Below are 22086 nucleotides of genomic sequence, written 5' to 3'. Positions count from 1 at the left end.
TGAAGTGATCGTCAGGCCTTGGCACTTGAGACGCAAGGAGTTTTGGCCGTTGCGCCTGACGCACCGTTGTCCGGCGAAGCCCAGCGGATGGGACGTCCGTCCTCACCGTCGTCACCCACCGGATTCGCTGACGGCTTCGCTGCGAGGTCGGTCAGGCCCACCAGGTCCACGCCGTGCGGCTCGGATCAGACCTCGACGGGGTCGTACGTGCCGTCGTGGAAGTGGAAGGGCTTCACCTCGGTCTCGTACACGTGGCGGATGTGGCCGCCGTAGCCGCTGTTCGCGATGTGCGGAGCTATCAGCTCCAGGAATGCGTCGAGGTGGAGTGTCAAGTCGTCGACCCAGTCCTTGCGGGCGAACAGCTCCCATTCGTACCGGTCTCCCGAGGCCGTGAACTCCTGCACCGTACGGCGCAGGCACACGGTGTCGCCGCCGGGGAGGCGGCTGTTGCCGTCCGGGAGCAGCAGCGGGTAGGGGTGGCCGTCCGGGTCCAGGGTGTCCGGGCAGTCGTCGTCCATGCCCATGTGCCAGCGCAGGGCCGCCAGTACCGGGGCCGGGGTGTCGTCACGCAGGAAGCAGGAGAGGACGACCTCGTAGTGCTCGCTCATGGCGGCATTGTGGGAGACCCCACTGACATCGCCGCGGTCCTGGCACCGCAGGACTACCTGCGGAGCCACCGGCCGGCCCTGAGGATGAAGTGCGGAGGGCGGGAGCGGAGCAAGTCGGCGGGCCGGCTCCTGGCTCGGACACGATCGTCCAGGCCGATGAGGTCCATCATGAACTCATCGACGTTCTTGCGCTCGATGCGGGTCGGACGACGGTCCACGAACGGGCGAGGCCTCGATCAGCCAACGGTGGTCGGGCCCGGGGTTTGCCGGACCGGCAAACGCGCTCGGGTCCCCGGGGCGGTCTTCCGCATGATCGAGGCACAGAAGACCACCGGGCCCGGAGGAGAGCGCATGCACCAGAAAGCCACAGAGATCACACACCGGCTGATTTCCTCGCCGGGAGGGCGGATCCATCTCGCGGAGCAGGGAAGCGGGCCGCTGGTGCTGCTCGTGCACGGGTTCCCGGAGTCCTGGTACTCCTGGCGCCACCAGTTGCCGGCCCTCGCCGCGGCGGGGTACCGCGCGGTCGCCGTCGACGTGCGTGGCTACGGGCGCTCCTCCAAGCCCGCCGCGACGGACGCGTACCGGATGACGGCCCTGGTGGAGGACAACGTCGCGGTGGTGCACGCCCTGGGCGAGGAGTCCGCGGTGGTCGTCGGGCACGACTGGGGCGCGAACATCGCCGCGAGTTCCGCCCTGGTCGCACCGGACGTGTTCCGCGCGGTGGCGCTGCTGAGCGTTCCCTACGCCCCGCGCGGCGGTCCCCGGCCCAGTGACGTCTTCGCCGGGATGGGCGGTGACGAGGAGTTCTACGTCTCGTACTTCCAGGAGCCGGGCCGCGCCGAGGCGGAGATCGAACCCGATGTACGGGGCTGGCTCGCGGGCCTCTACGCGGTGCTGTCCGGCGACACCGCGCCCGCGCCCGGCGCTCCCGATCCGCACTTCGTCGGCAGGGGCGGGACCATGCGCGACCGGTTCCCCGCGGGCCGGCTGCCCGGCTGGCTGAGCGAGCGGGAACTCGACGTCTACGCCGGGGAGTTCGAGCGGACGGGGATGACCGGCGCGCTCAACCGCTACCGGAACATGGACCGCGACTGGGAGGACCTCGTCGCGTTCGACGGCGCCCCGATCACCCAGCCGTCCCTGTTCGTCGGCGGCGCCCTGGACGCCTCCATGACCTGGCTGGCCGACGCGATCGAGGCGTTCCCGGTCACGCTGCCGGGCCTGGTCTCCTCGCACCTGCTCGACGGCTGCGGCCACTGGATCCAGCAGGAGCGCCCCGACGACGTCAACCGCCTCCTCGTCGAGTGGCTGGCCGCGCTGCCCCGTTCGTGACGGCTTCGCACCCCGTGGCTGGCGGACGGTTCACCTCCGCCGGGTACCCGTGTACGCGGACGCAGTCGCGTCGCAGTCCGGTTGTCACGGGGAATGCCGTGAGCCGCGTCCGGCCCGCGCCGCCTCGTCGTCGGCGTGAGCGCGTACGCGGCCACCGGTTCCGTCGGGTCGTCCGCCGGCCGACGCTCTACTGCAGGAAGTACGACCAGACCGTGGGCTGGGCGCCGGACGTCACGATGCCTCCGGAGGCGCCGCGCAGGCGGAGGTAGTCGGCGAAGAGGTCGGCGTGGCCGTCGCGGTCGGAGTCGCGCAGACGCAGCCCCTCGCCGAAGGACTCGCCGGCTTCCAGGCCGCCCGGCACACCCGAGGTGTCACGGTGGATGAACTGGGACTTGGCTCCGGTGAGCCCGGAGGCGCTGCCGCGCAGGATGTGGACGGCGCCGGCGTCGGCGTATGTGCCGAGGTCCTCTCCGGGGGCGGCGACGGCGAGGTCCGGGTAGCCGTCGCGGTTGACGTCGCCGACGGAGATCCGGGCGCCGAAGCGGTCACCTCTCTCCGTGCTGCCGGAGACGCCCGCGGTGTCCTGGTTGATGCGGGTGACACCGCCGGGGCCGCTGGAGCCGCCGCGCCAGACGAGGACGCCGCCCTTGCCGTTGGCGTTGGGGTGTCCGAGCGCGATGTCCCCGTAGCCGTCCTTGTTGAAGTCGGCGATCTGGGCGTCGACCTCCCAGCTGGTGTCCTCGCCGGTGCCCATCCTGTACGTCGCGCCCCGGGTGAGCGTGCTCCCGCCGCGGATGAACCAGGCTCCGGTGACGGTGTGCTGGTCTCCGTCCACCGCGCCGATGATCACGAGGTCGGAGGCGGTGTCCTTGGTGACCCGTCCGGCGACCAGGTGCTCGGCGAAGACCCTCTCGTTGCTGAGCTTGGTGACCTTGCCGCTGAAACCGGACCTGGTGAACGAGCCGGTGTACACGTGCGCGGTGCGGTCGTTGATCAGGGCCAGGTCGGGCTTGCCGTCGCCGTTGAAGTCCCCGGCGGCGAGGTCGAGTCCCATCTGGCCGTACTTCCCGGGCGCCTTGTTCGGGACGGTGGTGCCTCCGGACAGTCCTGACGCGGACCCCCAGAGGATCGTGGTCCCGCCCTGCTCCTTGTTCGCGCCGACGTCCTCGCCGTAGACGCCGACGGCCAGGTCTCCGTATCCGTCACGGTTGAAGTCGGCGGCCGCCAGCGCGTTGCCGAAGCTGTCGTCCCACTCGTTGGCGCCGGGGATGCCCGCGCTGTTCTGCGTGATGTTCTGCTTGCGGCCGTTCGGTCCGGTGGCCGTGCCGTAGATGACGCCGACCGTTCCGGAGCCGTCGTTGCCCGCGTCGGTGACGCTCTGTCCGTAGGCGTAGTCGCGGTAGCCGTCGCCGTTGAAGTCGTCCGCGAACTTGGCCGGGGCCGCGGAGGCCGTGGGAGCGACGAGGAGCGGCGAACAGAGGCCCGCCACGACTGCCGCCGCGGTGGCGAGGACGGGGCGTGAGGATCGCATGGTTCTCCGAGGTCCCGGAAGCGTCCTGCGGACGGACGCTTGCACTGCGATCTTGGACGCGTGCGGATCCCCGATGGTTGTACGCCGGGCGGGCGCGTTCCCCCGGCACCGCCCCCGGCCGGGCTTCCCCCGGGCATCCCGTGATCGCCGGGGGACGGTTCACCGCCGTCGGGTAAGTGCGGAGAAGGGCTTCCCCGGTGCCGACAGCCATTCCTCCACCGCCGTGAAGTCCGCCTCCGTCAGGCCCTTCGCCGGGTCCACCCGGTGGAGCAGGGCCGGGGCCGGGTGGGCTGCTTCGACCCAGACGCGGTCCGTCCCGCCGATCTCGTCGTCCAGCCAGACGAAGGGTCGGTGCCCGGCCCACTCCGCGAGGCGGCGGGTCTTCCAGTGCAGGCCGCGCGGGGCGGGGGTGCCGTCGTCCGGCCAGGTCACCATCGGCAGGCGTGGCAGACCCAGGCGTGGGGCGATCGTGTCGTTCGCCTCGTGCTGCCAGGTCGTCGCCCACACCAGGTCGCAGGGCAGGGCGAGCAGTCGGGCGCCCACCGCGGGGTCGAGACGGCCCAGCAGCGGGTTCCCGTCGTCCGTGGCGGGCCCCCGCGCGGCCTCCCCGAAGGGGATCAGCGGGCCGTCCACGTCCAGGAAGAGGATCGGGCGGGGCGCACTGTTCATGCGGTCAGCGTGTCACGGGTGCATGCGGGCGCCCTTGAGGACCTTGTCCACCGCGTTCTTCGGGCCGTGGAGCGACAGGCCGACCAGGTCCAGGTCCGCCGTGCCCACGGCGCGGACCGCCGCGCGGTTGGCCTCGTCGTGGCCCGTGGCGAACAGGTCGGAGGTGAAGACCGCGCGGGGCAGGGCGCGGGAGAGGGCGCGCGCGTGGGCCGCCTTCAGTACTTCCTTCGTGCCCTGGAAGACCAGGACAGGCTGGCAGAACATCGGCAGGTACGGCACGTCGTCCGCGTCCTCGTAGGGTGCGCCGATCAGTTCCGGGAGCCGGGTGCCCAGGCCGCTGACCAGGAACGCGGTGACGTTGAGGCGTTGCCAGGGCTCCAGGTCCTCGCGCAGCAGTACGGCGATCTTCGTGTCGAAGCGAGTGCTCATGCACTGAGACTGCCGATCGGGTCCCGTCCGCGTCTTGTACGTTGTTTGCATGGCCGCGGAGCGGCCCGAGCGGGCCGTTTCCGCCTGGCGGCCCCGTGTTCCGGGCGTCGTCGAGGTGTTCCACGCCCGCTTCACCGAGTACGCGTACCCGATGCACGTCCACGACGCCTGGACACTGCTCATCGTCGACGACGGCGCCGTACGGTACGACCTCGACCGGCACGAGCACGGCACCCCGCACGACACCGTGTCCCTGCTGCCGCCGCACGTCCCCCACAACGGGGCCCCCGCCACCCCCGACGGCTTCCGCAAGCGGGTGCTGTACCTCGACGGCCACCATCTCGCCGACGATCTCATCGGGGCCGCCGTCGACCGGCCCGATCTGCGCGATCCCCTGCTGCGGCGGCGCGTCGGACAGGTGCACTCCGCACTCGTACGGCCCGGGGACGAGCTGGAGGCCGAGAGCAGGCTGACGTTCGTCGGGGAGCGGTTGCGGGAACATCTGCGACGGCGCGACGCGGAGAGCGTACGGCGGCGGGATCCCGTGCTCGCGCGGCGGCTGCGGGAGCTGCTCGACGAGCGGGTCGTGGACGGCGTGAGCCTGGCGGAGGCCGGCGGGACGCTGTCCGCCCATCCCGCGCATCTCGTACGGGCGTTCAGCGGGGCGTACGGCATCGCGCCGCACCAGTACCTGATGTCCCGCCGGGTCGGCCGCGCCCGGCGGCTGCTCCTGGACGGACGGTCACCGAGCGAGGTCGCCGTCGCCACCGGGTTCTACGACCAGGCGCATCTCACCCGGCATTTCAGGAAGCTGGTGGGGGTCACGCCGGGGCGTTACCGCGCGGTGGGCCGGTAGCCCCTGGGGGAGCGGGCCACCGGTCCCGGACGGCGGCCGCGGCGCCCTCGCGTCACCTCACGTCGACGTAGTCGCCCGCCGCCGTCGCCCCGCCCGTCGTGGACGTCTCGCCGAACGTCCAGCGCCAGTAGCCGTCGGTGGTGGCCTTCACCGTGGTCTTCAGGGCGCCCGTGGAGTTCGCCCGCACGGTCTTGACCGTCGTGTAGGTGCTGGTGCCCGCCTTGCGGAACTGCAGCTTGGCCAGCTTGTCGCCGTAGCCGACGTACGCCTCCTTTCCCCAGTCGGCGCGGGTCAGCCTGCCCGTCACGGTGAGCGTCCTGTTCTTGGCGACCGGTTCCGGCGAGGCGTTGACGGTGGCCCGTGCGGCGCGCTTGACCTGGACCGTGCCGAGGCCGGTCAGGGTCTCCTCGGCCTTGACCTTGGTCTCGGTGGCCCAGAGGCGGACGTTGACCGCGATCTTCCAGGTGGTGGCGTCCTTGGTGGAGTCCAGGGTCCAGCGGGGGTCGATGTAGAGCTCGCCCTCGACGTTCGCCGAGCGGGGGGTGTCGTCGTAGTAGATGACGTGGCCCGTGCGGATGCCGCTCTCCGCGCCCTTGGCGGCCGTGGTCTCGTGGTACAGGTGCGGGAACGCGGTGATGTCGGCGGACGAGTAGCCCGCGGGCCAGGTCATGCGGAAGCTGACGCCGGGGTTCTTCTCCTCGGAGATGCCCACGACGATGGGCTTGCCGTTGTTCACGACCACGTTCGACACCGTGACGCCGGTGTCGGCCGCCTGTGCGGGCGTCGCGGTGCACACCCCGAGGGCGAGCGCTCCGGTGAGCGCGGCCATGAGTGCGGATCTGCCTGTGCGCATGCACGTCCTCTTCATGCACGGGACCCCTGAGACCGGGGTCCGGATCGCGGCAGATTAACAGCCCGCGACCGCACGTCCGTTCGGAGCCCCCGCGGTGACCTGCGCGGTCGTCACTCGTCCGAGGGGCGCCGCAGCAGGTGCGTGAACGCGTCCAGGTTGCGGGTGGACTCCCCGCGCGACACCCGCCAGTCGTACTCCTTGCGGATCGCCGAGGCGAATCCCAGCTCCAGGAGGGTGTTGAAGCTGCCGTCGGCGGCCTGAAGGACCTGGCCGAGGAGGCGGTCGAGTTCCTCCGCGGTGACGGCGGAGAGGGGCAGGCGGCCGGTGACGTAGACGTCGCCGAGCGGGTCGACGGCGTAACTCACGCCGAAGAGCTTGAGGTTGCGCTCCAGGAGCCAGCGGTGGACGGCTCCCTCGTTCTCGTCGGGGTGGCGGATGACGAAGGCGTTCAGGGAGAGCGTGTGCCGGCCGGCGATCAGGGACACGGTCGTGGAGAGCTTGCGGGTGCCGGGGAGCTTCACCACGTACGAGCCGGGCGCGGGGCTCTCCCACTCCAGCTCGGTGTCCTTCAGCACGCCCTCGATGACCCGCGCCGCGCGCTGCTGCTCTGCTTCCACTGCCTTGTCAGCCATGCTGCGAGCGTAGGTGACGGCGGTGGGCCTGGGCCGCGGCCGTGTAGACGTCGGCCGTGGCGGCGGCGGCGGTGTCCCAGCCGAAGGACTGGGCGTGCCGGGCGGCGGCCTCGCCCATGCGGTCGGCGAGGTGCGGGTGGTCGGCGAAATCGCGCAGCACGCGCGCGTAGGCGTCGGGGTCGTGGCCCTGGACGAGGAAGCCGGTGTGCCCGTCCCGCACGGCCACCGGAAGGCCGCCGACCGCTGCCGCGAGCACCGGGGTGCCGGCGGCCTGGGCCTCTATGGCGACCAGTCCGAAGGATTCGCTGTAGGACGGCATGACGAGCACGGACGCCGCGCGGAACCAGTCCGCGAGCTGCTCCTGCCCGACGGGCGGGCAGAACCGTACGACGTCCGCGATGCCGAGCCGCGCGGCGAGCTTCTGCAGCCCTTCCGGCTTGGCGAGGCCGCTGCCGCTGGGGCCGCCGACCACGGGGACGCAGAGGCGTGAGCGCAGCTCGGGGCGTTCGCCGAGCAGGGCGGCCACCGCGCGGAGGAGCACGTCGGGTGCCTTGAGCGGCTGGATGCGGCCCGCGAAGAGCGGGATCAGGGCGTCCCTCGGGAGACCGAGGCGGGCCCGTGCGGCGGCGCGGCCGTCGGCGGGGCGGAAGCGGGTCAGGTTCACGCCGGGGTGGACGACGGCGACCTTGCCGGGGTCGGCCGCGTAGTGCCGTACGAGTTCGTCGGCCTCCTCGGCGGTGTTGGCGATCAGCCGGTCGGCGGCGGCGACGATCTGGGTCTCGCCGATGACGCGCGCGGCGGGCTCGGGCGTGTCGCCGGCGGCCAGGTTGGCGTTCTTGACCTTGGCCATGGTGTGCATGGCGTGCACCAGGGGCACGCCCCAGCGCTGGGCGGCGAGCCAGCCGACGTGGCCGGAGAGCCAGTAGTGGGAGTGGACCAGGTCGTAGTGGCCGGGGCGGTGGCGGGCCCAGGCCTGCATCACGCCGTGGGTGAAGGCGCACAGCTGGGCCGGGAGCTCCTCCTTGGCGAGGCCCTCGTAGGGGCCCGCGTCGACGTGCCGGACGAGGACGCCGGGGGCGAGTTCGACGGTGGGCGGGAGGGCGGCGGCGGTCGCGCGCGTGAAGATCTCGACCTCGATGTTGATCGCGGCGAGGCGCTGCGCGAGCTCCACGATGTAGACGTTCATGCCGCCCGCGTCGCCGGTGCCCGGCTGGTGGAGCGGGGAGGTGTGCACGGAGAGCATCGCCACGCGGCGGGGCCTGCGGTGCAGCCGCAGACGTGGGGACGCGGCGGGGGAGCGCCGCCCGAGCCTCGCGATGTATTGGCTCACGTGGCGTTCCTCCTCGCTGCGGGCATGGCTGTCGGAGGGTGTGCGTCCCTCGGCGAGGTCAACGTCCGAAAACCGCGTCCCCATTTCCGGACGGCGTCCCCGGTTCGGGTTTTTACCGAATCATTACCGCTTGTCGCTCAACCGTTCGAGAGCGGGCCGCGTGACCCCACATCGGGACCGCTCCCGGATACCCGCATACTCGTCCGTATGACAGTCCGCGCCGCCCCCCGACCCGTCGGCACGGTGACGCGCGGGACCACCAACCCCAACCGCCTGCGCCGCATGGACCGCTGGATCGCGGCCACGCACGGCGCGGAGCTGCGCCGCGCGGCCGATCCCGTCGCCGTCGACCTCGGCTACGGCGCGGCCCCCTGGACGGCGGTCGAACTGCTGCACCGGCTGCGCACCGTGGCGCCCCGCGCGCGCGTGACGGGCGTCGAGATCGAACCCGCCCGGGTCGCGGCGGCACGGCCGTACGAGCGCGAGGGGCTGGTTTTCCTCCGCGGCGGCTTCGAGGTCCCGGTCGCCGGCCGGCCGGTGCTGGTCCGCGCGGCGAACGTGCTGCGCCAGTACGACGAGGACGAGGTGGCCGCCGTGTGGCGGCGGCTGTGCGCGCGGCTCGCCCCCGCCGACCCGGCGACGGGTTCGCGCGGCGGACTGCTGGTCGAGGGGACCTGCGACGAGATCGGGCGCCGGCACGTATGGGTCGCCCTCGGGCCGGAAGGGCCCCGCACGGTCACCTTCGCGACCCGGCTGGGCTCCCTGGAGCACCCCTCCGACCTGGCGGAACGCCTGCCGAAGGCGCTCATCCACCGCAATGTCCCCGGCGAGCCGGTGCACGCCTTCCTGCGCGACTTCGACCGCGCCTGGGCCGCCGCCGCGCCCTACGCCTCGTACGGCGCACGGCAGCGCTGGATCCGGGCGGTACGGGACCTCACCGCCGACTGGCCGGTGACGGACGGACCGGGGCGGTGGCGGCAGGGGGAAGTGACGGTGCGGTGGGAGGCGTTGGCCCCGCGGGGCCGACTCCCCGGCCACCCGGGGCGGGAACGATCTCCGTGAGTCGTTCGTCACACGGACGGGATGATCGCCGCGCCGGGGAAGGCCGGGGAGGGAGACACGGGAAGTACTCCCTCTGTCGTTTCGCGCGTCGGCATGGCAGCATCCCCTGGGCGACCGTATGTTACTGACGGTTAATCAACGGGGGTACGCGTCATGGGAACGGGCAAGCGCGGATTGCTCACGGCGGCTGTGACCGTGGTCTGTGCGGTCACCGTGCTGGCGGTGCCCGGTACGGCGTTCGCGGCTCCCGCTCCCCCGCCGTCCCCCGGCACGAGCGCGAGCGTCACCGTGGTCACCGACAAGGACCTCGAGGCCGTGCGCGGGAAGCTCGACAAGCTCTACCGCGCGGCGGCCGTCGCCACCGACGAGTACAACGCCGCCGAGGAGAAGGCGCGGCAGCAGTCCGCGCAGATCGTCCGGCTGGCGAAGAAGATCGTCGAGGGCCGGGAGAAGCTGGACGAGCTGAAGGCCCGCGCGGGCGCCGCGGCCGCCGCACAGTACCGCGGCGGCGGGCTTCCGCCCGAGGCCCATCTGATGCTGAGCGACGATCCGCAGGAGTTCCTCGACGGCGCGGGCCGGGTGCGCCAGGGCGAGCACGCGACCAGGGGCCTGCTCGGGGAGATGACCCGCACCCAGCAGGACTTGGAGCAGTACGCGCAGGACGCCGAAGCGCAGATGAAGAAGCTCGAGGCGGGCCGCAAGGCCAAGGCCGGGGCGCAGAAGAAGATCGAGAAGCAGATCAAGGCGGCCGAGAAGGTCGAGTCCGAGCTGGAGAAGGAGGAGAAGGAGCGCCTGGCCCGGCTGGAGCAGCGGGCCGCCGACGAGGCGCAGGCCACCTGGCTGGGCTCCGGCATCCTCGACGAGATCAGGGGCAAGGCGACGGAGCAGGGCAAGAAGGCCGTCGCGTACGCCACCGCGCAGATCGGGAAGCCTTACCAGTGGGGCGCCGAGGGGCCGCAGACGTACGACTGCTCCGGACTGACCTCACAGGCCTGGATCTCGGCCGGGCGGAGCATGCCGCGTACGTCGCAGGCGCAGTGGGAGCAGCTGAAGCGCGTCGACATCGAGGACATGCGCCCCGGTGACCTCGTCATCTACTTCGACGACGCCAGCCACGTGGGGATGTACGTCGGGGACGGCGTGGTCGTGCACGCCCCGCGCCCGGGGCGGACGGTGACGCTCGCGGGGGCCGGATCGATGCCGATCCTCGGGGTGGTACGGCCGGACGCGGACGCGAATTGAGCGGTTTGTACTCTTCCGGGCAGGCCGCTCAACACGCCGGCGGCGTACGCCACGTGACCCAGCGCACGTCGATCTTGCGGCCAAACCACCTGCGGACGTGACGTTCGTCATCCCCGCGGCCTCTCCGGCCTGTCCAACTGCGGTAGCAAACGCGGCATATGACGGTGGCTGATGGCGGAGCGGCGTGGTTCACACCATTCCGCTGCGGCGCCGTCAGCCGCTATGGTCCCCGTTCGAAGGGGCATCCCCTGCTCGCACACAGAGGTGGGAGCCGGGCGCAGGCCTACGGCCGAAGCCCCCACCGTGCCCTCGGGGGGAGGGAAGGAACCCGCAACAATGCCCGCATCCGTACCGCGGCAGAGAGCGATCCCGGCCGCGGAAGGTGGTCAGGCGCCGACCGCCGCACCGAACGGCGGCTCCGCCCAGGACTCCTCGGAGGCCAGGGTGACGGCCCCGCGCGCGGCGGACCCGTCCGAGAACGCCACGGGCCGGGCCGGCACCGCGCCGGACCGCTCCGAGACGGCCGCCCACACCCACCTCACGCTGCTGCTGATCGAGGACGACCCCGGCGGGTCGCCGATCGTGCCGGAGCTGCTCGACCAGTCCGGCAAGCCGATCCGCGTCCGCACCGCCCGCAACCTCACCGAGGCCGAGCGGCTGCTGACCGACGACGTCCACTGCATCCTGCTGGACCTCGCGCTGCCCGCGCCCGGCCGGGCGGGCGACGGTGACGACGAGCTCGCCGTGCTCAAGCACGTCCTGGAGCTCGCGCCCCGGCACGCCGTCCTCGCGCTCACCGGCGCCGACGACGCCGAGCGCGGCGCCGCGGCCGTACGCGTCGGCGCCCAGGACTACCTCGTCCGCGACGAGCTGGACGGCCGGCTGCTGAGCCGGGCGATCCGGTACGCGGTGGAGCGCAAGCGGTCCGACTCCGCCGAGCGGCGGCTCGCCGAGGGCCGCGTACGCGCCCAGGAGAACCGCCGGCTGGAACGCGGCCTGCTGCCCACCCCGCTGCTGGACGGCTCCCCGCTGCGGTTCGCCGCCCGCTACCGCCCCGGCCGCTCCCGCGCCCTGCTCGGCGGTGACTTCTACGACGTCGTCCGCACCCCGGACGGCACCGTGCACGCCATGATCGGCGACGTCTGCGGGCACGGCCCCGACGAGGCCGCGCTCGGCGTGGAGCTGCGCATCGCCTGGCGCGCGCTGACCCTCGCGGGCCTGTGCGGCGACCAGCTGCTGGGCACGCTGCAGCAGGTGCTGGAGCACGAGCGGCCGGACGACGAGATCTTCGCGACCCTGTGCACGGTGGACATCGCGCCGGACGGCCGCAGGGCGGGCCTGTGCCTGGCCGGTCACCCGTCGCCGCTGCTCGCCCGACCCGGCCGGCCCGCGCGCCTGCTGCCGTACGACAACAACGGCCCGGCGCTCGGCCTGCTGCCGGGCGCCCGCTGGCCGCGGATGCAGGTGGAGCTGGGTGCCGAGTGGAGCCTGATGCTCTACACCGACGGCCTGATCGAGGGCAAGGTCGGCGACACCGGCGAACGCCTCGGCCAGGACGGCATGGTGGAGATGATCCGCCGCCAGCTCTCCGAGGGGCTGCGCGGGGAGGCGCTGCTGCGCACCGCCGTCAACGAGGTCCGGAACCTCAACGGGGGCGAGCTGACGGACGACGTGGCGGTGCTGCTGCTGGACCGGGCGGTGTGAGCGGGGCCCGCCGTTCGACTCGCGTCGTATGCCGACAGCCGGGTCCGCTGTGGCCGGGCGTGCCCACGCGGCGGTAGCCGCACACCGGACGCGGCCCCGCGCCCCCGAGGGGGCGGGGCAGGCCCGCGTTTCCTACCTGCCGCCGTTGTAGGGGCCGTAGGGGCCGTCGCTGCTGGAGCCTCCGCGGGAGCGCCCGCCGCCGGAGAGACCGCGCAGGGCGGGACGGACGTCGACCATGTACACGATGGTCGCGATCAGCCCGATGATCGGCAGGAACGACAGGATGTTGAAGATCAGGTTCACCACGAAGGCGAGGGCGAGAATGATCAGCCAGAACGGCTTGGTCTTCTTGTCCGCCGCACGGTAGGCGTCCTCACGGCGTGTGGCGGCGTCGAGCAGCGCGAAACCGCTGAACACGATCAGGGCCATGCTCAGCAGCCACATGAACCCCGTGAAGCCCTGCATCAGCACTACGTCCACCACCAGACTCGGCTCGTCCTCTACGCCGTCACCGTACCCGCATCCAGCGGCCGGCTACCCGGACAACGGGCCGGGCACTCCGAGAGTGCCCGGCCCGTCCGGTTCCTCCCCGCCTACTTCGCGGGCGGAGTCGTCTTCTTCGGCGTGGCCTTGCGCACCGGGGCCTTCTTGGCGGCGGCGGGCTTCCTCACCGCGGCGGACTCCGCGGCGGCGGGCTTGTCGTCCTTGACCTCGACCGGCTCCGGCCGGGGCGCGGGCTTCGGCTCGGCCGCCGCCGGCTCGACGGCCACGGCGATGTCCTCGATGCCCTCGGCGGCGTCGCCGCGCCAGGTCCTCACGGCCTGCTCGCCGTGCTCGGCGACCTTCTCGTAGGTCTCCCGGGCCTTGACGGCGTACTCGGCGGCGATGCCGACCCCGCGCAGCGCGAGGTCCTGGGCGTTCTCACCGAGCTTCTTCAGGTCGGTGTCGAGCGAGCCGAAGAGCTCGCCGACCTTGGTCTGGAGGTTCTCCTGCGTCTCCCGGACCCGGACGGTCGCCCGCTCCTGGACGGCCTTGGGGTCGGTGTTGCGCACGGCCTCGATACGGGCCGGGGCCTCGGTGCGCAGCTGATCCACCAGGGCCGGCACCTTCTTGGCCTGCTGCAACGCGAGGTCGGCGGTGCCGGCGGCGAAGTAGAGCGGGGTCGGGTCGCTGAAGGTCTTGCGCAGGTCGTCGGTGATGGCCATGGTGATGGTCCTCCCGGATTCGTTTTCGGCTGAGGGTTTCATGTGGTCCGCGGTGGGCGGCCGGTGCCCTGGTCCGGCTCAGCCGGCCGTCCGCCGCGGACCGGTGTCGCTGTCGCGGGCCGTGTCGCCCGCCGGGGCGTCGACGGCCTCGGGATCCCCGGGCGTCGCCTCACCGTCCTCGGCGCTCCCAAACCCGTTCTCCTTGCGGAACGACTCGTAGATCTGGAGCAGCACCTGCTTCTGGCGCCCGGTCAGCGTGGGATCGGCGAGGACGGCGGCCCGCGTCTCGACCTCGGACCGGTCCCGCTCGGCGTCGAGGATGCCGGCCCGGACGTACAGCGTCTCGGCGGAGATCCGCAGCGCCTTGGCGACCTGCTGCAACACCTCCGCGCTCGGCTTGCGCAGCCCGCGCTCGATCTGGCTGAGATACGGATTGGACACCCCGGCGGCATCGGCGAGCTGCCGCAGCGACAACTGCGCACTGCGCCGCTGCTCGCGCAGGTACTCACCGAGATTGCCGACGTTGAGCGATGCCATGTCCCCACCCTGCCCCAGCCCGCTAACTATTGCAAGCACCTGCTTGCAATAGTGCGCCACGACACGGTCGAGGACCGGAAACCGCCTGCCCACGTCTGACCTGTCTCGCTGAGGGTGGGCCAGTCTCGGTCTATCTGAGTCATCTGGTCTTACGTCCCGGTCGACCTGGGCCATCTGCCGATCCGTCTCGCTCTTTCTGAGCCGCCCGCCACTGCCGGAGGCCTGGGTGCTGGAGGGCCTGCCGGAGGAAGCGGCACAGCGGGCTGAGTGGTGGCGACGACATCTGACCGAGCTGCTCACCGGACGCCCGGACAGCAATACCAACGTCCCGGTGCGGGCCGAGTACGACCCGACAGCGCACTCTCTGCGGCAGCGGGAGCTGACCAAGCTGGCCGAACTGCGGGACTGCGGTGAAGAGGTGGGGCTGAGCACGCTGCGCCGGATGACCCACGCACCCGGACACCCCGACCGACAAGCCGCACATCGAGCGAACGCTGGGCTCGGTATCGACAATGTTCGCCCAGTACGTGGCTGGCTACACGGGACGCAGTGCCGAGATGCGGGGAAAGGACCCGGCCGCGCAGGCGGCCTGGTCCATCCACGAACTGCAGGAACTTCTCCAGGAGTGGATCGTCGTCTGGCAGTCCAGGCCGCACGACGGGCTGCGCGATCCCTTGATGCCGCACCGGCCGCTGAGCCCGAACGAGAAGTACGCCGCGCTGGTGTCAGCAGCCGGATACGTCCCCGTCGCGCTCAGCCCCGAGGAATACATCCAGCTCATGCCCCGTCAATGGCGGGTCATCGGCCGCAGCGGGGTGCGGATCAACAACCGCACTTACGACGCCCCCGGACTCGCTCCTTTCCGGCGTCAGCCCTCAAGGGAAGGCCCGGACGGCAAGCTCTGGGAAGTCCACTACGACCCCTACGACATCTTCTGTGTCTGGGTACGCAACCATCACGGCACGGGCTGGATCACCGCGACCTGGCGCCACCTGCGCACTTCTCCCGTCCCGCTGGGCGAGCTGGTCTTCGACCGGGCCCACCAGATCCTGACCGAACGCGGGCAGCACAAGCCGGACGAGGAAGCCGTCGCACAGATTGCGGCAGAGCTGCTGGACCGGGCCTCGGACGGGCCCGATCACAAGCCTGCCCGCGAGGCGGCGGAGAGGGGCCGGCCAGCCCGGCGACGCAACCGCAAGGTCGCCGCCCGCACCCGGGCCACCAGCGAGCCCGCCTGGCCGCGGCCGGCGCCCACGCCGGAGCCGGACCCGGCGGATGACGAGGACGTTGGCGAACTCGCCGACGTCGTCCCGCTGGAGATCTTCGACGCGCGCAAGGAGGCCGAGAAGTGGTGGTGAACGCTGAGGAGCCGAGCGGGGATGAGACCGGTCTGCCTGATGACCGGACCGATCCCTCCACCCGGCTGGAGGGCTGGCGGCGGTTCGTGGAGGCCGATCCCGCCGTCTTCGAACTGCTGCCCGAACAGCAGTGGCAGGCCCTGCCGCCGCAGCTGCGGGAGGCCTACGACGAGGCCCGCATCGCCTACCACTCCGAACTCCAGGTCGTGCGCACCTCCACGGTCAAGGAGATCGCCCACCAGGGACGGCTGCTGACCCTGCTCAACCAGCGTGAGCACGGCGCCCGCCGCGGGATGATCGTCTCCGGCCAGTGGACGACCGGGAAGACCACCGCGCTTAAGCAACTCGGCCGCACCCATGAACTGCGCATCCGGCAGCGCTACCCGGGCAGCGACCGCATCCCGGTCGTCTACATCACCGCCCCGCCCAAAGGCTCCCCCCGCAAACTCGCCCTGGAATTCGCCCGATTCCTCGGCCTGCCCGTGATCAACCCACGGCACAACACCATCGACGTCACCAGCGCCGTCTGCCAGGTACTGATCGAGGCCCGCACCGACCTGGTCCTGGTCGACGAGATTCACCTGCTCAACCACGCGACCACCGCCGGCGAGGACCTCTCCGACCACTTGAAGTACTTCACCGAGCACCTGCCCGCGACATTCGTCTGTGCCGGGATCAACGTCGAGAATTCCGGCTTGTTCACCGGAGTCCGCGGCAAGCAGCTCGGGGGCCGCTGCATCCTGGTGCGCACCGGTGCCTTCCCGTCCAACGCCGAGGGGCAGGCGTTGGTCGCCTCTCTGGAAACGACCCTCCGCCTGCACCGGCACCCGAACGGCGCCCTGGTCAAGCTCGCGAAATACCTGCACCAGCGCACCGGCGGCATGATCGGAAGCCTCTCCCACCTGATCCGGGCGGCAGCCATTTCTGCCATTCTCGACGGCAGCGAACAGATCACCAAAACTCTCCTGCGCGGCATCCACGTCGACCACAACAGCGAATCCGACTCCCCGCCAGAACCGCGCAGGGCAGCCGGATGAGCCCACGTTTCGAGCCCGTCCTTTTCCGTCCGCTGCCGCGACCACTCAAGCCCTTCCCACAGGAGACCAAGCACTCGTTCCTGGGCCGACTCGCAGCGGCAAACGCGATGCCTGTCCACCGCATCCAGCAGCCCTCCCGGTGGCTGCCCTCCCGCCTGGACTCGATTGACCAGCTCAGCGTCCTGAGCGGACAGCCGCGCACATCGATCCAGCACGCGATCCCCCAGTGGGAGAAGCAGCCCGGGAACTCTCCGCAAGGACCCCTCGCTGCGACTCCCCGATAGGCCTGCCGACGCTGCGTCGCGCGCAGAACCGGCAACCCGGACGAACGCGTCAAGATCTGGATGTCGAACTATCACGACCAAGTCTGCATCCCGCACCGTCTATGGATCGGCCGAGCCGTCGAGACGCCCGCGAACCAGTTCGACCTTGCCAGCCTTCCCGAGGTCGTCAGCGCCCAACGGCGTCACTACAGGCTCCTGCGCCACTGCGGGCCTGACGTGCTCAACCCGTGCTACGTGCAGTGTTCTGGTCTCTGGCACGCTCTCCTCCGGCACGGGTACCTGCTCGACGATCGCACTCACCGCCTCGCCCGCCTTCGGCCCCGCTCTTCCCGCACCGTTCGTCCCTCGGACTCCGAGCGCTATGCCGCGGTCTCTCCGGAGATCGTCAAAACCATGGTGCTCGTTGAGGGAGGCAGAACCCCGAAAGGGGAGAATCCCGATGACGTCGAACACGACACTGGCCTAGCGTTCCGCCCATGACTTCTCTGGGCGCCGACACCAATGACAAGGCCAGCGTGACCATCCGCTGCCAGGACAACACCTCCGTCGGCGTGACCTTCTGCGACCGGTTCAGCTCCGACGCGGACTCCGTGCACTATGCCATCGAGTTGCGGGCCCCCGGCCTGACCGCTCGACTCAGCGAGGCTGTCGCCTGGATCTGGGACAGTGATCTCACCGCGTTCCTGGAAGAACTGGCTGCGGACTACCGGGGATGGGACGGCGAACGGAGCTGGCAGACCAACGACAGAGACCTGACGGTGTCGGCCGTCTTCCGGTCCGGCGGCCACGTCGGGTTGACCTGGACCGTGCGACCCTGGCCGCGGGCCGCTGGCGGCTGGAGCGCCTCGGCGACCACGTGGCTGGAAGCTGGCGAGCAGATGACTGCCCTGGCCGCCGGCATCCGGCGCTTCCTCTCCGAGGAGCACCAGTGACATCCGGCATGCGCATCACTTGGGTGCTGGGGGCACACGGATGGGCCGACTGCGCCCTTGAGGATCAGCACGCCATGGCCGAGCTCACCGCGTCCTACATCACCAGTGCACCCGAGGAGTTCCTGACCGCGGTGGCCCGGCTCGTCGCGGGGGAGACGGAGACCCGTGTCCAGTTCGAAGCCGAACCCACCGCCTGCCGGTGGATCTTCTATCGCGAAAACGACGACATCTGGATCCGCGTTCTGGAACTGCGCGACGGCAGCGATCACGACAACAGGGGAACCGAGATCTGGTCGAGTCAGCTCGGCATCGACCAACTCGCCCGCGCCGTGATCCGCTGCTTCGACGAGGTCGCACAGACCTACGGCGAGAGTAGCTACCGAGGGAAATGGGGCGAGCACTTCCCCCGAACCGAACTCGAAGCCCTCAGACGACTCTGGAACAACCATCGACATCCGCACGGCGCACAGCCGGTTCCGCGCCAGACCTGCGAAGGAGACCGATGAGACCGATGAGGGAAATGAGCGAGCGCGAGTACTTCGCCTGCATCGGCCAGCGTCCCGGAATGTTCGTCGGCACAGCCTCGTCGTTCCACCAGCTGACCGCCTTCCTCACCGGCTACGACCAGCACGCGGTACGCCACGGCGGACAGGGACTCACAGGCTGGCACGAGTGGCTCGTCGCCCGCCGCGGCCGCAGCTGCAACCATGCCTGGCCCGGACAGGTCCTGCATATCGCGCTCCCAGAGGGCTGGAACAACATCGCCGACCTGCCCTCCAAGGACGAGAAGCACGCGATCAAGGTCCTGTTCCAGTTCCTCGACGAGTTCGCCGCTGAACGCGAAGCAAGTCCTGGTCCTCAGAACTCACATTGAGCGAGACGCCGACCGCACCTCCGTCTCGCTCAAACTGAACTACCGCTGGTCACAGCCCCGACGTGGTTCACCTTCAGCGAGACGGGTCACTGCGCTCACGGCCCGGCCCGCACGTCATGCGGCTGACATGGGTCGGGAGAACGTGAGCACGCGGGGCGGACGCGCCCGGCGCCGAAGCCCCCTGTCTTCGGCGTGCCGGAGCAGGCGGGCGGGGTCCGTGCCGGCTTCCGCCGCCTCCCGCCCCGCGCCCCGCGCCCCGCGCCCCGGGCCTCTCCCCGCTCCCGCCCGAGCGGGCCGTGTACGACTTCCCGCGCACCGCACCGGAATCCCGACGACGCCCTACGGGACGGGTCCCGGCGGACCGGAGCCGTACCGGATTTCCGCCGCACCCGTTCCCCCGGCCCCGCAGCGCTAGCGTGGAGTGCCATGATCGTATGGCTCAACGGAACCCACGGCGCGGGCAAGACGACGACCGGCGCACTCGTGCAGCGGCTGATCCCGGATTCACGGGTCCTCGACGCCGAGAAGGTCGGCGAGACACTCATGGACATCACGCCGGGGCTGCCCGGGACGGACAACTTCCAGCACTGGCCCCCGTGGCGACCGCTCGTGGTCGAGACCGCCCGCCGCGTACTCGACTACACCGGCGGCACTCTGGTGATGCCCATGACCGTCCTGGTCGAGGAGTACTGGCGCGAGATCAGCACGGGCCTCGACCGGCACGGCATTCCGGTACGCCACTTCGTCCTCCACGCCGACCAGGAGACCCTCCGCGGGCGCATCGCGGGGGACACGGTCCTCGGTCCCGACTCCCCTTTCCGTCTGAGATACCTGGAGCCCTACGCCGAGGCGGCCCGCACCTGGCTGCACGACGAGGCCGAGGTCATCGACACCACCCGCCTCACCCCCGCCGAGGCCGCCCTGCGGATCGCGGAGGCCGTCAAGGGCTGAGGTCCACCCGCCACCGGCGCGGAAGACCGGTCAGGATTCGAGAAGCCTCGGCGGGCGGGGCGCGCCTAGCGTGGTGGGCATGGCATTCATGGAGAGCGTGACCCTCGACGTGGCCGACACCGCCGCCGTCCGCCGTTTCCACTCCGCCGCCTTCGGGCTGGACGGGCAGATCCGTCTGCGGGCCTCGGAGGAGGCCACGAGCGGGTTCCGCGGGTTCACGCTGGGGCTCACGGTGTCCCGGCCGGCCGACGTCGACAGCCTCATCGGTACCGCCGTGGACGCCGGTGCCGTACCGCTGAAGCCGGCCGCGAAGTCGCTCTGGGGGTACGGCGGTGTCGTACAGGCCCCGGACGGGACGATCTGGAAGGTCGCGACCTCGGCGAAGAAGGACCGCGGCCCCGCGACCCGGCGGATCGACGAGATCGTGCTGCTGCTCGGCGTCGCGGACGTGGCCGCGAGCAAGCGGTTCTACGTCGCGCGGGGCCTCACCGTGGCGAAGAGCTTCGGCCGTACGTACGTCGAGTTCGCCGGCGGGGAGACGAGTACCGTCAAGCTGGCGCTGTACCGGCGCCGGGCCCTCGCCAAGGACCTCGGCGTCTCCGCGGAGGGCAGCGGATCGCACCGGCTGGTGATCGGCGGCGGCGCGGGCGCCTTCGCCGACCCGGACGGGTTCCCCTGGGAGGCCGCGTCGGCCGCCGTGGCGGTCCGACGCACGCCGTGACGGCCGCCGGCCCGTTCGGCCCGCACGGCAGACTGACCCGCATGACTCCTTCCGGCAGCGACCGGCACCAGCCTGCCGTCGGACGACCCGGCCTGGTGGGAGGCCTACCGCAGCCGGCTGGAGCGCGTGGCGCGGGAGGCCGGCGGGAAGGCGTGACCGGCCCGCCTCGCCGGCCGCCGGCGGCGGTGACCCTCACCGCGCCGCGCGGGCCCACTCCCCGAGCACGGGGACGCACTTCTCGGCGAAGTACTCGTAGTCCTCGGCCGTGTTGTAGACGTGCGCGGACAACCGCAGATAGCCCACGCCGCCGAAGCTGGTGAACGCCGCCTCGACGCCCAGTCCCGCCGGGGCCCGGTCGCGCAGCGCGTCGGCCGCGAGGCGGCTCCCGCCGAGGCCGTCGGGCAGCCGCACCAGCCGCATTCCGGGCACGGGCATGCCGACGTCGACGGACGCGTCCGCACCGGTCAGCGCGGCGAACGCGGCGCCCACGATCCGCTCGCCGTAACCGGCCAGTTCGTCCATGTACCGGCGGGCGGCGGGCCAGCCCCAGGTGCCGTCGACGAAGTCGAGGGCGGTCGGGGCCGCCAGCTGGTTGGTGGCGTCGAGCGTGCCCTGCTGGTCGAAGCGGTCGGGGTACGGATCGGCGGCGCCCCACGAGTCGATCAGCGGGTACAGCCCGTCCCGCAGCGGACCACGCGCCACCAGGGCCGCGGTGCCGCGCGGGGCGCAGCCCCACTTGTGCAGATTGCCCGCCCAGAAGTCGCAGGCCAGTCCGGAGAGCGGGGCGGCGATCAGTCCGGGCGCGTGCGCGCCGTCCACGAGCAGCGGGATCCCGCGCCGCCGCGCCTGGGCGCCGATCCGCTCCACCGGCAGCCGGCGGGCGGTCGCCGAGGTGATCTGGTCGACGACGACGAGAGCGGTGGCCTCGCCCACCTCGGCCATCACCGCCTCGTACGCCTGCTCCTCACCGGCGTCCAACGGCACCCTCGCCGTGCGCACCCGGCCGCCCCAGCGGCGGGCCAGCCGTTCGGCGCCCGTCGTCACGGCGCCGTAGCCGTGGTCGGTGACGAGGATCTCCCCGCCGCGCCGATGGTCCAGGCCGGCGTACACGACGCTCGCGCCGGCGCTCGCGTTCGGCACCAGGGCGAGGTCGCCGGGGTCCGCACCGAGGAAGGCGGCGAGGTCGGCCCGGACCGCCGCGAGCCGCCGCGGCAGCTCGGGGAACCACACCACCGGGGCGCTCTCCATCCGCGTACGCAACTCCTGCTGCCGCTCCTGGGCGACCAGCGGAACGGCTCCGAACGAGCCGTGGTTGAGATGGCGCAGGGCGGGGTCCAGCGACCAGGCCCGCGCCGCCGGCCGGCCGTCGGCCAGCAGCAGGGGACGGGGCGCGGTGGTGACCGCCTCGGTCTCGCTCACTTGACTCCCATCCGCGAGGAACACCGGATCCTAACGCGGCCGCACGATCACCACGGGGCGCGCGGACGGCGGGCGCACACGCACTTTTTTGTGCGTACTTGGCAGCGCGGCGGCGCCCGGCGAACCTGGTTGCGGGCGCCGGGCGGGAAGGGAGCGGGAACGGCCGCCTGTCAGGAGGCCGGGGCCTCGGTCAGCCTCTCCAGGCGGCGGTGACCCCAGTCGGACAGGGGTGCCAGCGCCTCGGCGAGCTCGCGGCCGAACGCGGTCAGGGAGTAGACCGTCTTCGGCGGCAGTACGTCGTGCACCTCCCGGTGCACCAGACCGTCCGCCTCCATCTCACGCAGCGCCTGGGTCAGCACCTTCTCGGTGAGGCCGGACACCTGTCGGCGCAGTTCGGCCGGCCGGTGCGGGCCGGATTCCAGCAGCCACAACAGCGTGGTCTTCCACTTGCCCTCGATCACGGCGATCGCGGCGGTCACTCCGCAGACGTCCGGATCGTGGCGCCGGTGCACCATGC

At 71.6% G+C, this 22086-nt stretch carries 25 protein-coding genes; 12 read left to right on the top strand and 13 right to left on the bottom strand.

Annotated elements, in window-relative coordinates; genetic code table 11:
* Positions 1-185 precede the first annotated feature (185 nt).
* Positions 186-608: a hypothetical protein gene (locus ACH4VX_RS28835; RefSeq protein WP_398371393.1), complete on the bottom strand. Its 423-nt coding sequence runs from the start codon at positions 606-608 to the stop codon at positions 186-188.
* A gap of 351 nt (positions 609-959) precedes the next feature.
* Between ACH4VX_RS28835 and ACH4VX_RS28830 the strand changes: the two genes are divergently transcribed.
* A complete protein-coding gene (locus ACH4VX_RS28830; RefSeq protein ID WP_398371391.1) occupies positions 960-1943 on the top strand; it encodes an alpha/beta fold hydrolase in 984 nt (327 codons plus the stop codon).
* A gap of 187 nt (positions 1944-2130) precedes the next feature.
* Here ACH4VX_RS28830 and ACH4VX_RS28825 read toward each other — a convergent pair whose 3' ends face one another.
* The 3 genes from ACH4VX_RS28825 to ACH4VX_RS28815 form a co-directional block, all read right to left on the bottom strand.
* Positions 2131-3474: an FG-GAP repeat protein gene (locus ACH4VX_RS28825; RefSeq protein ID WP_398371389.1), complete on the bottom strand. Its 1344-nt coding sequence runs from the start codon at positions 3472-3474 to the stop codon at positions 2131-2133.
* Positions 3475-3633: 159 nt separating this feature from the next.
* On the bottom strand, positions 3634-4143 hold the full coding sequence (locus ACH4VX_RS28820) for an HAD domain-containing protein (protein WP_398371387.1): 510 nt from the start codon (positions 4141-4143) through the stop codon (positions 3634-3636).
* Positions 4144-4155: 12 nt separating this feature from the next.
* Complete coding sequence (locus tag ACH4VX_RS28815; RefSeq protein WP_398371385.1) at positions 4156-4623, bottom strand: DUF2000 family protein; 468 nt, start codon at positions 4621-4623, stop codon at positions 4156-4158.
* On the opposite strand from ACH4VX_RS28815, the gene ACH4VX_RS28810 reads away from it, so the two are divergent.
* Positions 4622-5428, top strand: a complete 807-nt coding sequence (locus ACH4VX_RS28810; RefSeq protein WP_398371384.1) for an AraC family transcriptional regulator — start codon at positions 4622-4624, stop codon at positions 5426-5428. The genes ACH4VX_RS28815 and ACH4VX_RS28810 overlap by 2 nt on opposite strands.
* A 52-nt stretch (positions 5429-5480) precedes the next feature.
* Here ACH4VX_RS28810 and ACH4VX_RS28805 read toward each other — a convergent pair whose 3' ends face one another.
* The 3 genes from ACH4VX_RS28805 to mshA all read right to left on the bottom strand — a co-directional run bounded on the left by ACH4VX_RS28805 (position 5481) and on the right by mshA (position 8243).
* Positions 5481-6281, bottom strand: coding sequence for a hypothetical protein (locus tag ACH4VX_RS28805; protein WP_398371382.1), 801 nt, complete (start codon positions 6279-6281; stop codon positions 5481-5483).
* Positions 6282-6391: 110 nt separating this feature from the next.
* On the bottom strand, positions 6392-6913 hold the full coding sequence (locus tag ACH4VX_RS28800) for a YbjN domain-containing protein (RefSeq protein WP_398371381.1): 522 nt from the start codon (positions 6911-6913) through the stop codon (positions 6392-6394).
* Positions 6906-8243, bottom strand: a complete 1338-nt coding sequence (mshA, locus tag ACH4VX_RS28795; protein ID WP_398371379.1) for a D-inositol-3-phosphate glycosyltransferase — start codon at positions 8241-8243, stop codon at positions 6906-6908. The genes ACH4VX_RS28800 and mshA overlap by 8 nt, the downstream gene beginning before the upstream one ends.
* Positions 8244-8450: 207 nt before the next feature.
* On the opposite strand from mshA, the gene ACH4VX_RS28790 reads away from it, so the two are divergent.
* From ACH4VX_RS28790 to ACH4VX_RS28780, 3 genes are all read left to right on the top strand, one after another.
* Entirely contained in the window at positions 8451-9305 is an 855-nt protein-coding gene (locus ACH4VX_RS28790) for a class I SAM-dependent methyltransferase (protein WP_398371378.1), read from the top strand.
* Positions 9306-9458: 153 nt separating this feature from the next.
* On the top strand, positions 9459-10547 hold the full coding sequence (locus ACH4VX_RS28785) for an NlpC/P60 family protein (protein WP_398371376.1): 1089 nt from the start codon (positions 9459-9461) through the stop codon (positions 10545-10547).
* A 336-nt stretch (positions 10548-10883) separates the two neighbouring features.
* Positions 10884-12251 carry a PP2C family protein-serine/threonine phosphatase gene (locus ACH4VX_RS28780; RefSeq protein WP_398371374.1) on the top strand — a complete coding sequence of 456 codons (1368 nt, stop codon included), beginning with the start codon at positions 10884-10886 and terminating at the stop codon, positions 12249-12251.
* Positions 12252-12383: 132 nt separating this feature from the next.
* Here the strand turns inward: ACH4VX_RS28780 and ACH4VX_RS28775 are convergent, their stop codons facing one another.
* The 3 genes from ACH4VX_RS28775 to ACH4VX_RS28765 all read right to left on the bottom strand — a co-directional run bounded on the left by ACH4VX_RS28775 (position 12384) and on the right by ACH4VX_RS28765 (position 13993).
* Positions 12384-12716: a DUF2516 family protein gene (locus ACH4VX_RS28775; protein WP_398371513.1), complete on the bottom strand. Its 333-nt coding sequence runs from the start codon at positions 12714-12716 to the stop codon at positions 12384-12386.
* A gap of 128 nt (positions 12717-12844) precedes the next feature.
* Entirely contained in the window at positions 12845-13456 is a 612-nt protein-coding gene (locus ACH4VX_RS28770) for a hypothetical protein (protein WP_398371373.1), read from the bottom strand.
* Positions 13457-13534: 78 nt separating this feature from the next.
* A complete protein-coding gene (locus ACH4VX_RS28765; protein WP_398371371.1) occupies positions 13535-13993 on the bottom strand; it encodes a helix-turn-helix domain-containing protein in 459 nt (152 codons plus the stop codon).
* A gap of 527 nt (positions 13994-14520) precedes the next feature.
* Here ACH4VX_RS28765 and ACH4VX_RS28760 point away from each other — a divergent pair.
* A complete protein-coding gene (locus ACH4VX_RS28760) occupies positions 14521-15351 on the top strand; it encodes a Mu transposase C-terminal domain-containing protein (RefSeq protein WP_398371369.1) in 831 nt (276 codons plus the stop codon).
* Complete coding sequence (locus tag ACH4VX_RS28755; protein WP_398371368.1) at positions 15342-16388, top strand: TniB family NTP-binding protein; 1047 nt, start codon at positions 15342-15344, stop codon at positions 16386-16388. Before ACH4VX_RS28760 ends, ACH4VX_RS28755 begins: the two co-directional genes overlap by 10 nt.
* A gap of 383 nt (positions 16389-16771) precedes the next feature.
* Here the strand turns inward: ACH4VX_RS28755 and ACH4VX_RS28750 are convergent, their stop codons facing one another.
* The gene (locus tag ACH4VX_RS28750; RefSeq protein ID WP_398371366.1) at positions 16772-17125 is read right to left on the bottom strand and encodes a hypothetical protein; all 354 of its coding nucleotides are present in this window, start codon (positions 17123-17125) and stop codon (positions 16772-16774) included.
* Positions 17126-17148: 23 nt separating this feature from the next.
* Between ACH4VX_RS28750 and ACH4VX_RS28745 the strand changes: the two genes are divergently transcribed.
* The 5 genes from ACH4VX_RS28745 to ACH4VX_RS28725 all read left to right on the top strand — a co-directional run bounded on the left by ACH4VX_RS28745 (position 17149) and on the right by ACH4VX_RS28725 (position 20150).
* The gene (locus ACH4VX_RS28745) at positions 17149-17604 is read left to right on the top strand and encodes a DUF6228 family protein (RefSeq protein ID WP_398371365.1); all 456 of its coding nucleotides are present in this window, start codon (positions 17149-17151) and stop codon (positions 17602-17604) included.
* Positions 17605-17678: 74 nt separating this feature from the next.
* A complete protein-coding gene (locus ACH4VX_RS28740) occupies positions 17679-18110 on the top strand; it encodes a hypothetical protein (RefSeq protein WP_398371363.1) in 432 nt (143 codons plus the stop codon).
* Positions 18107-18478 carry a hypothetical protein gene (locus ACH4VX_RS28735; protein ID WP_398371361.1) on the top strand — a complete coding sequence of 124 codons (372 nt, stop codon included), beginning with the start codon at positions 18107-18109 and terminating at the stop codon, positions 18476-18478. Before ACH4VX_RS28740 ends, ACH4VX_RS28735 begins: the two co-directional genes overlap by 4 nt.
* A gap of 426 nt (positions 18479-18904) precedes the next feature.
* Entirely contained in the window at positions 18905-19429 is a 525-nt protein-coding gene (locus tag ACH4VX_RS28730; RefSeq protein ID WP_398371359.1) for an AAA family ATPase, read from the top strand.
* A gap of 79 nt (positions 19430-19508) precedes the next feature.
* Positions 19509-20150, top strand: a complete 642-nt coding sequence (locus ACH4VX_RS28725; protein WP_398371357.1) for a glyoxalase — start codon at positions 19509-19511, stop codon at positions 20148-20150.
* Positions 20151-20342: 192 nt separating this feature from the next.
* Here the strand turns inward: ACH4VX_RS28725 and ACH4VX_RS28720 are convergent, their stop codons facing one another.
* Together ACH4VX_RS28720 and ACH4VX_RS28715 are read right to left on the bottom strand one after the other, a co-directional pair.
* Positions 20343-21569 carry an aminotransferase class V-fold PLP-dependent enzyme gene (locus tag ACH4VX_RS28720; protein WP_398371355.1) on the bottom strand — a complete coding sequence of 409 codons (1227 nt, stop codon included), beginning with the start codon at positions 21567-21569 and terminating at the stop codon, positions 20343-20345.
* 170 nt (positions 21570-21739) lie between these two features.
* Positions 21740-22084 carry a winged helix-turn-helix transcriptional regulator gene (locus ACH4VX_RS28715; RefSeq protein ID WP_398371353.1) on the bottom strand — a complete coding sequence of 115 codons (345 nt, stop codon included), beginning with the start codon at positions 22082-22084 and terminating at the stop codon, positions 21740-21742.
* Positions 22085-22086: the final 2 nt, after the last annotated feature.

It is taken from the genome of Streptomyces sp. NPDC020731 (assembly GCF_044334705.1).
GTDB lineage: Bacteria > Actinomycetota > Actinomycetes > Streptomycetales > Streptomycetaceae > Streptomyces.
This window is presented reverse-complemented; position numbering and strand designations above follow the sequence as displayed.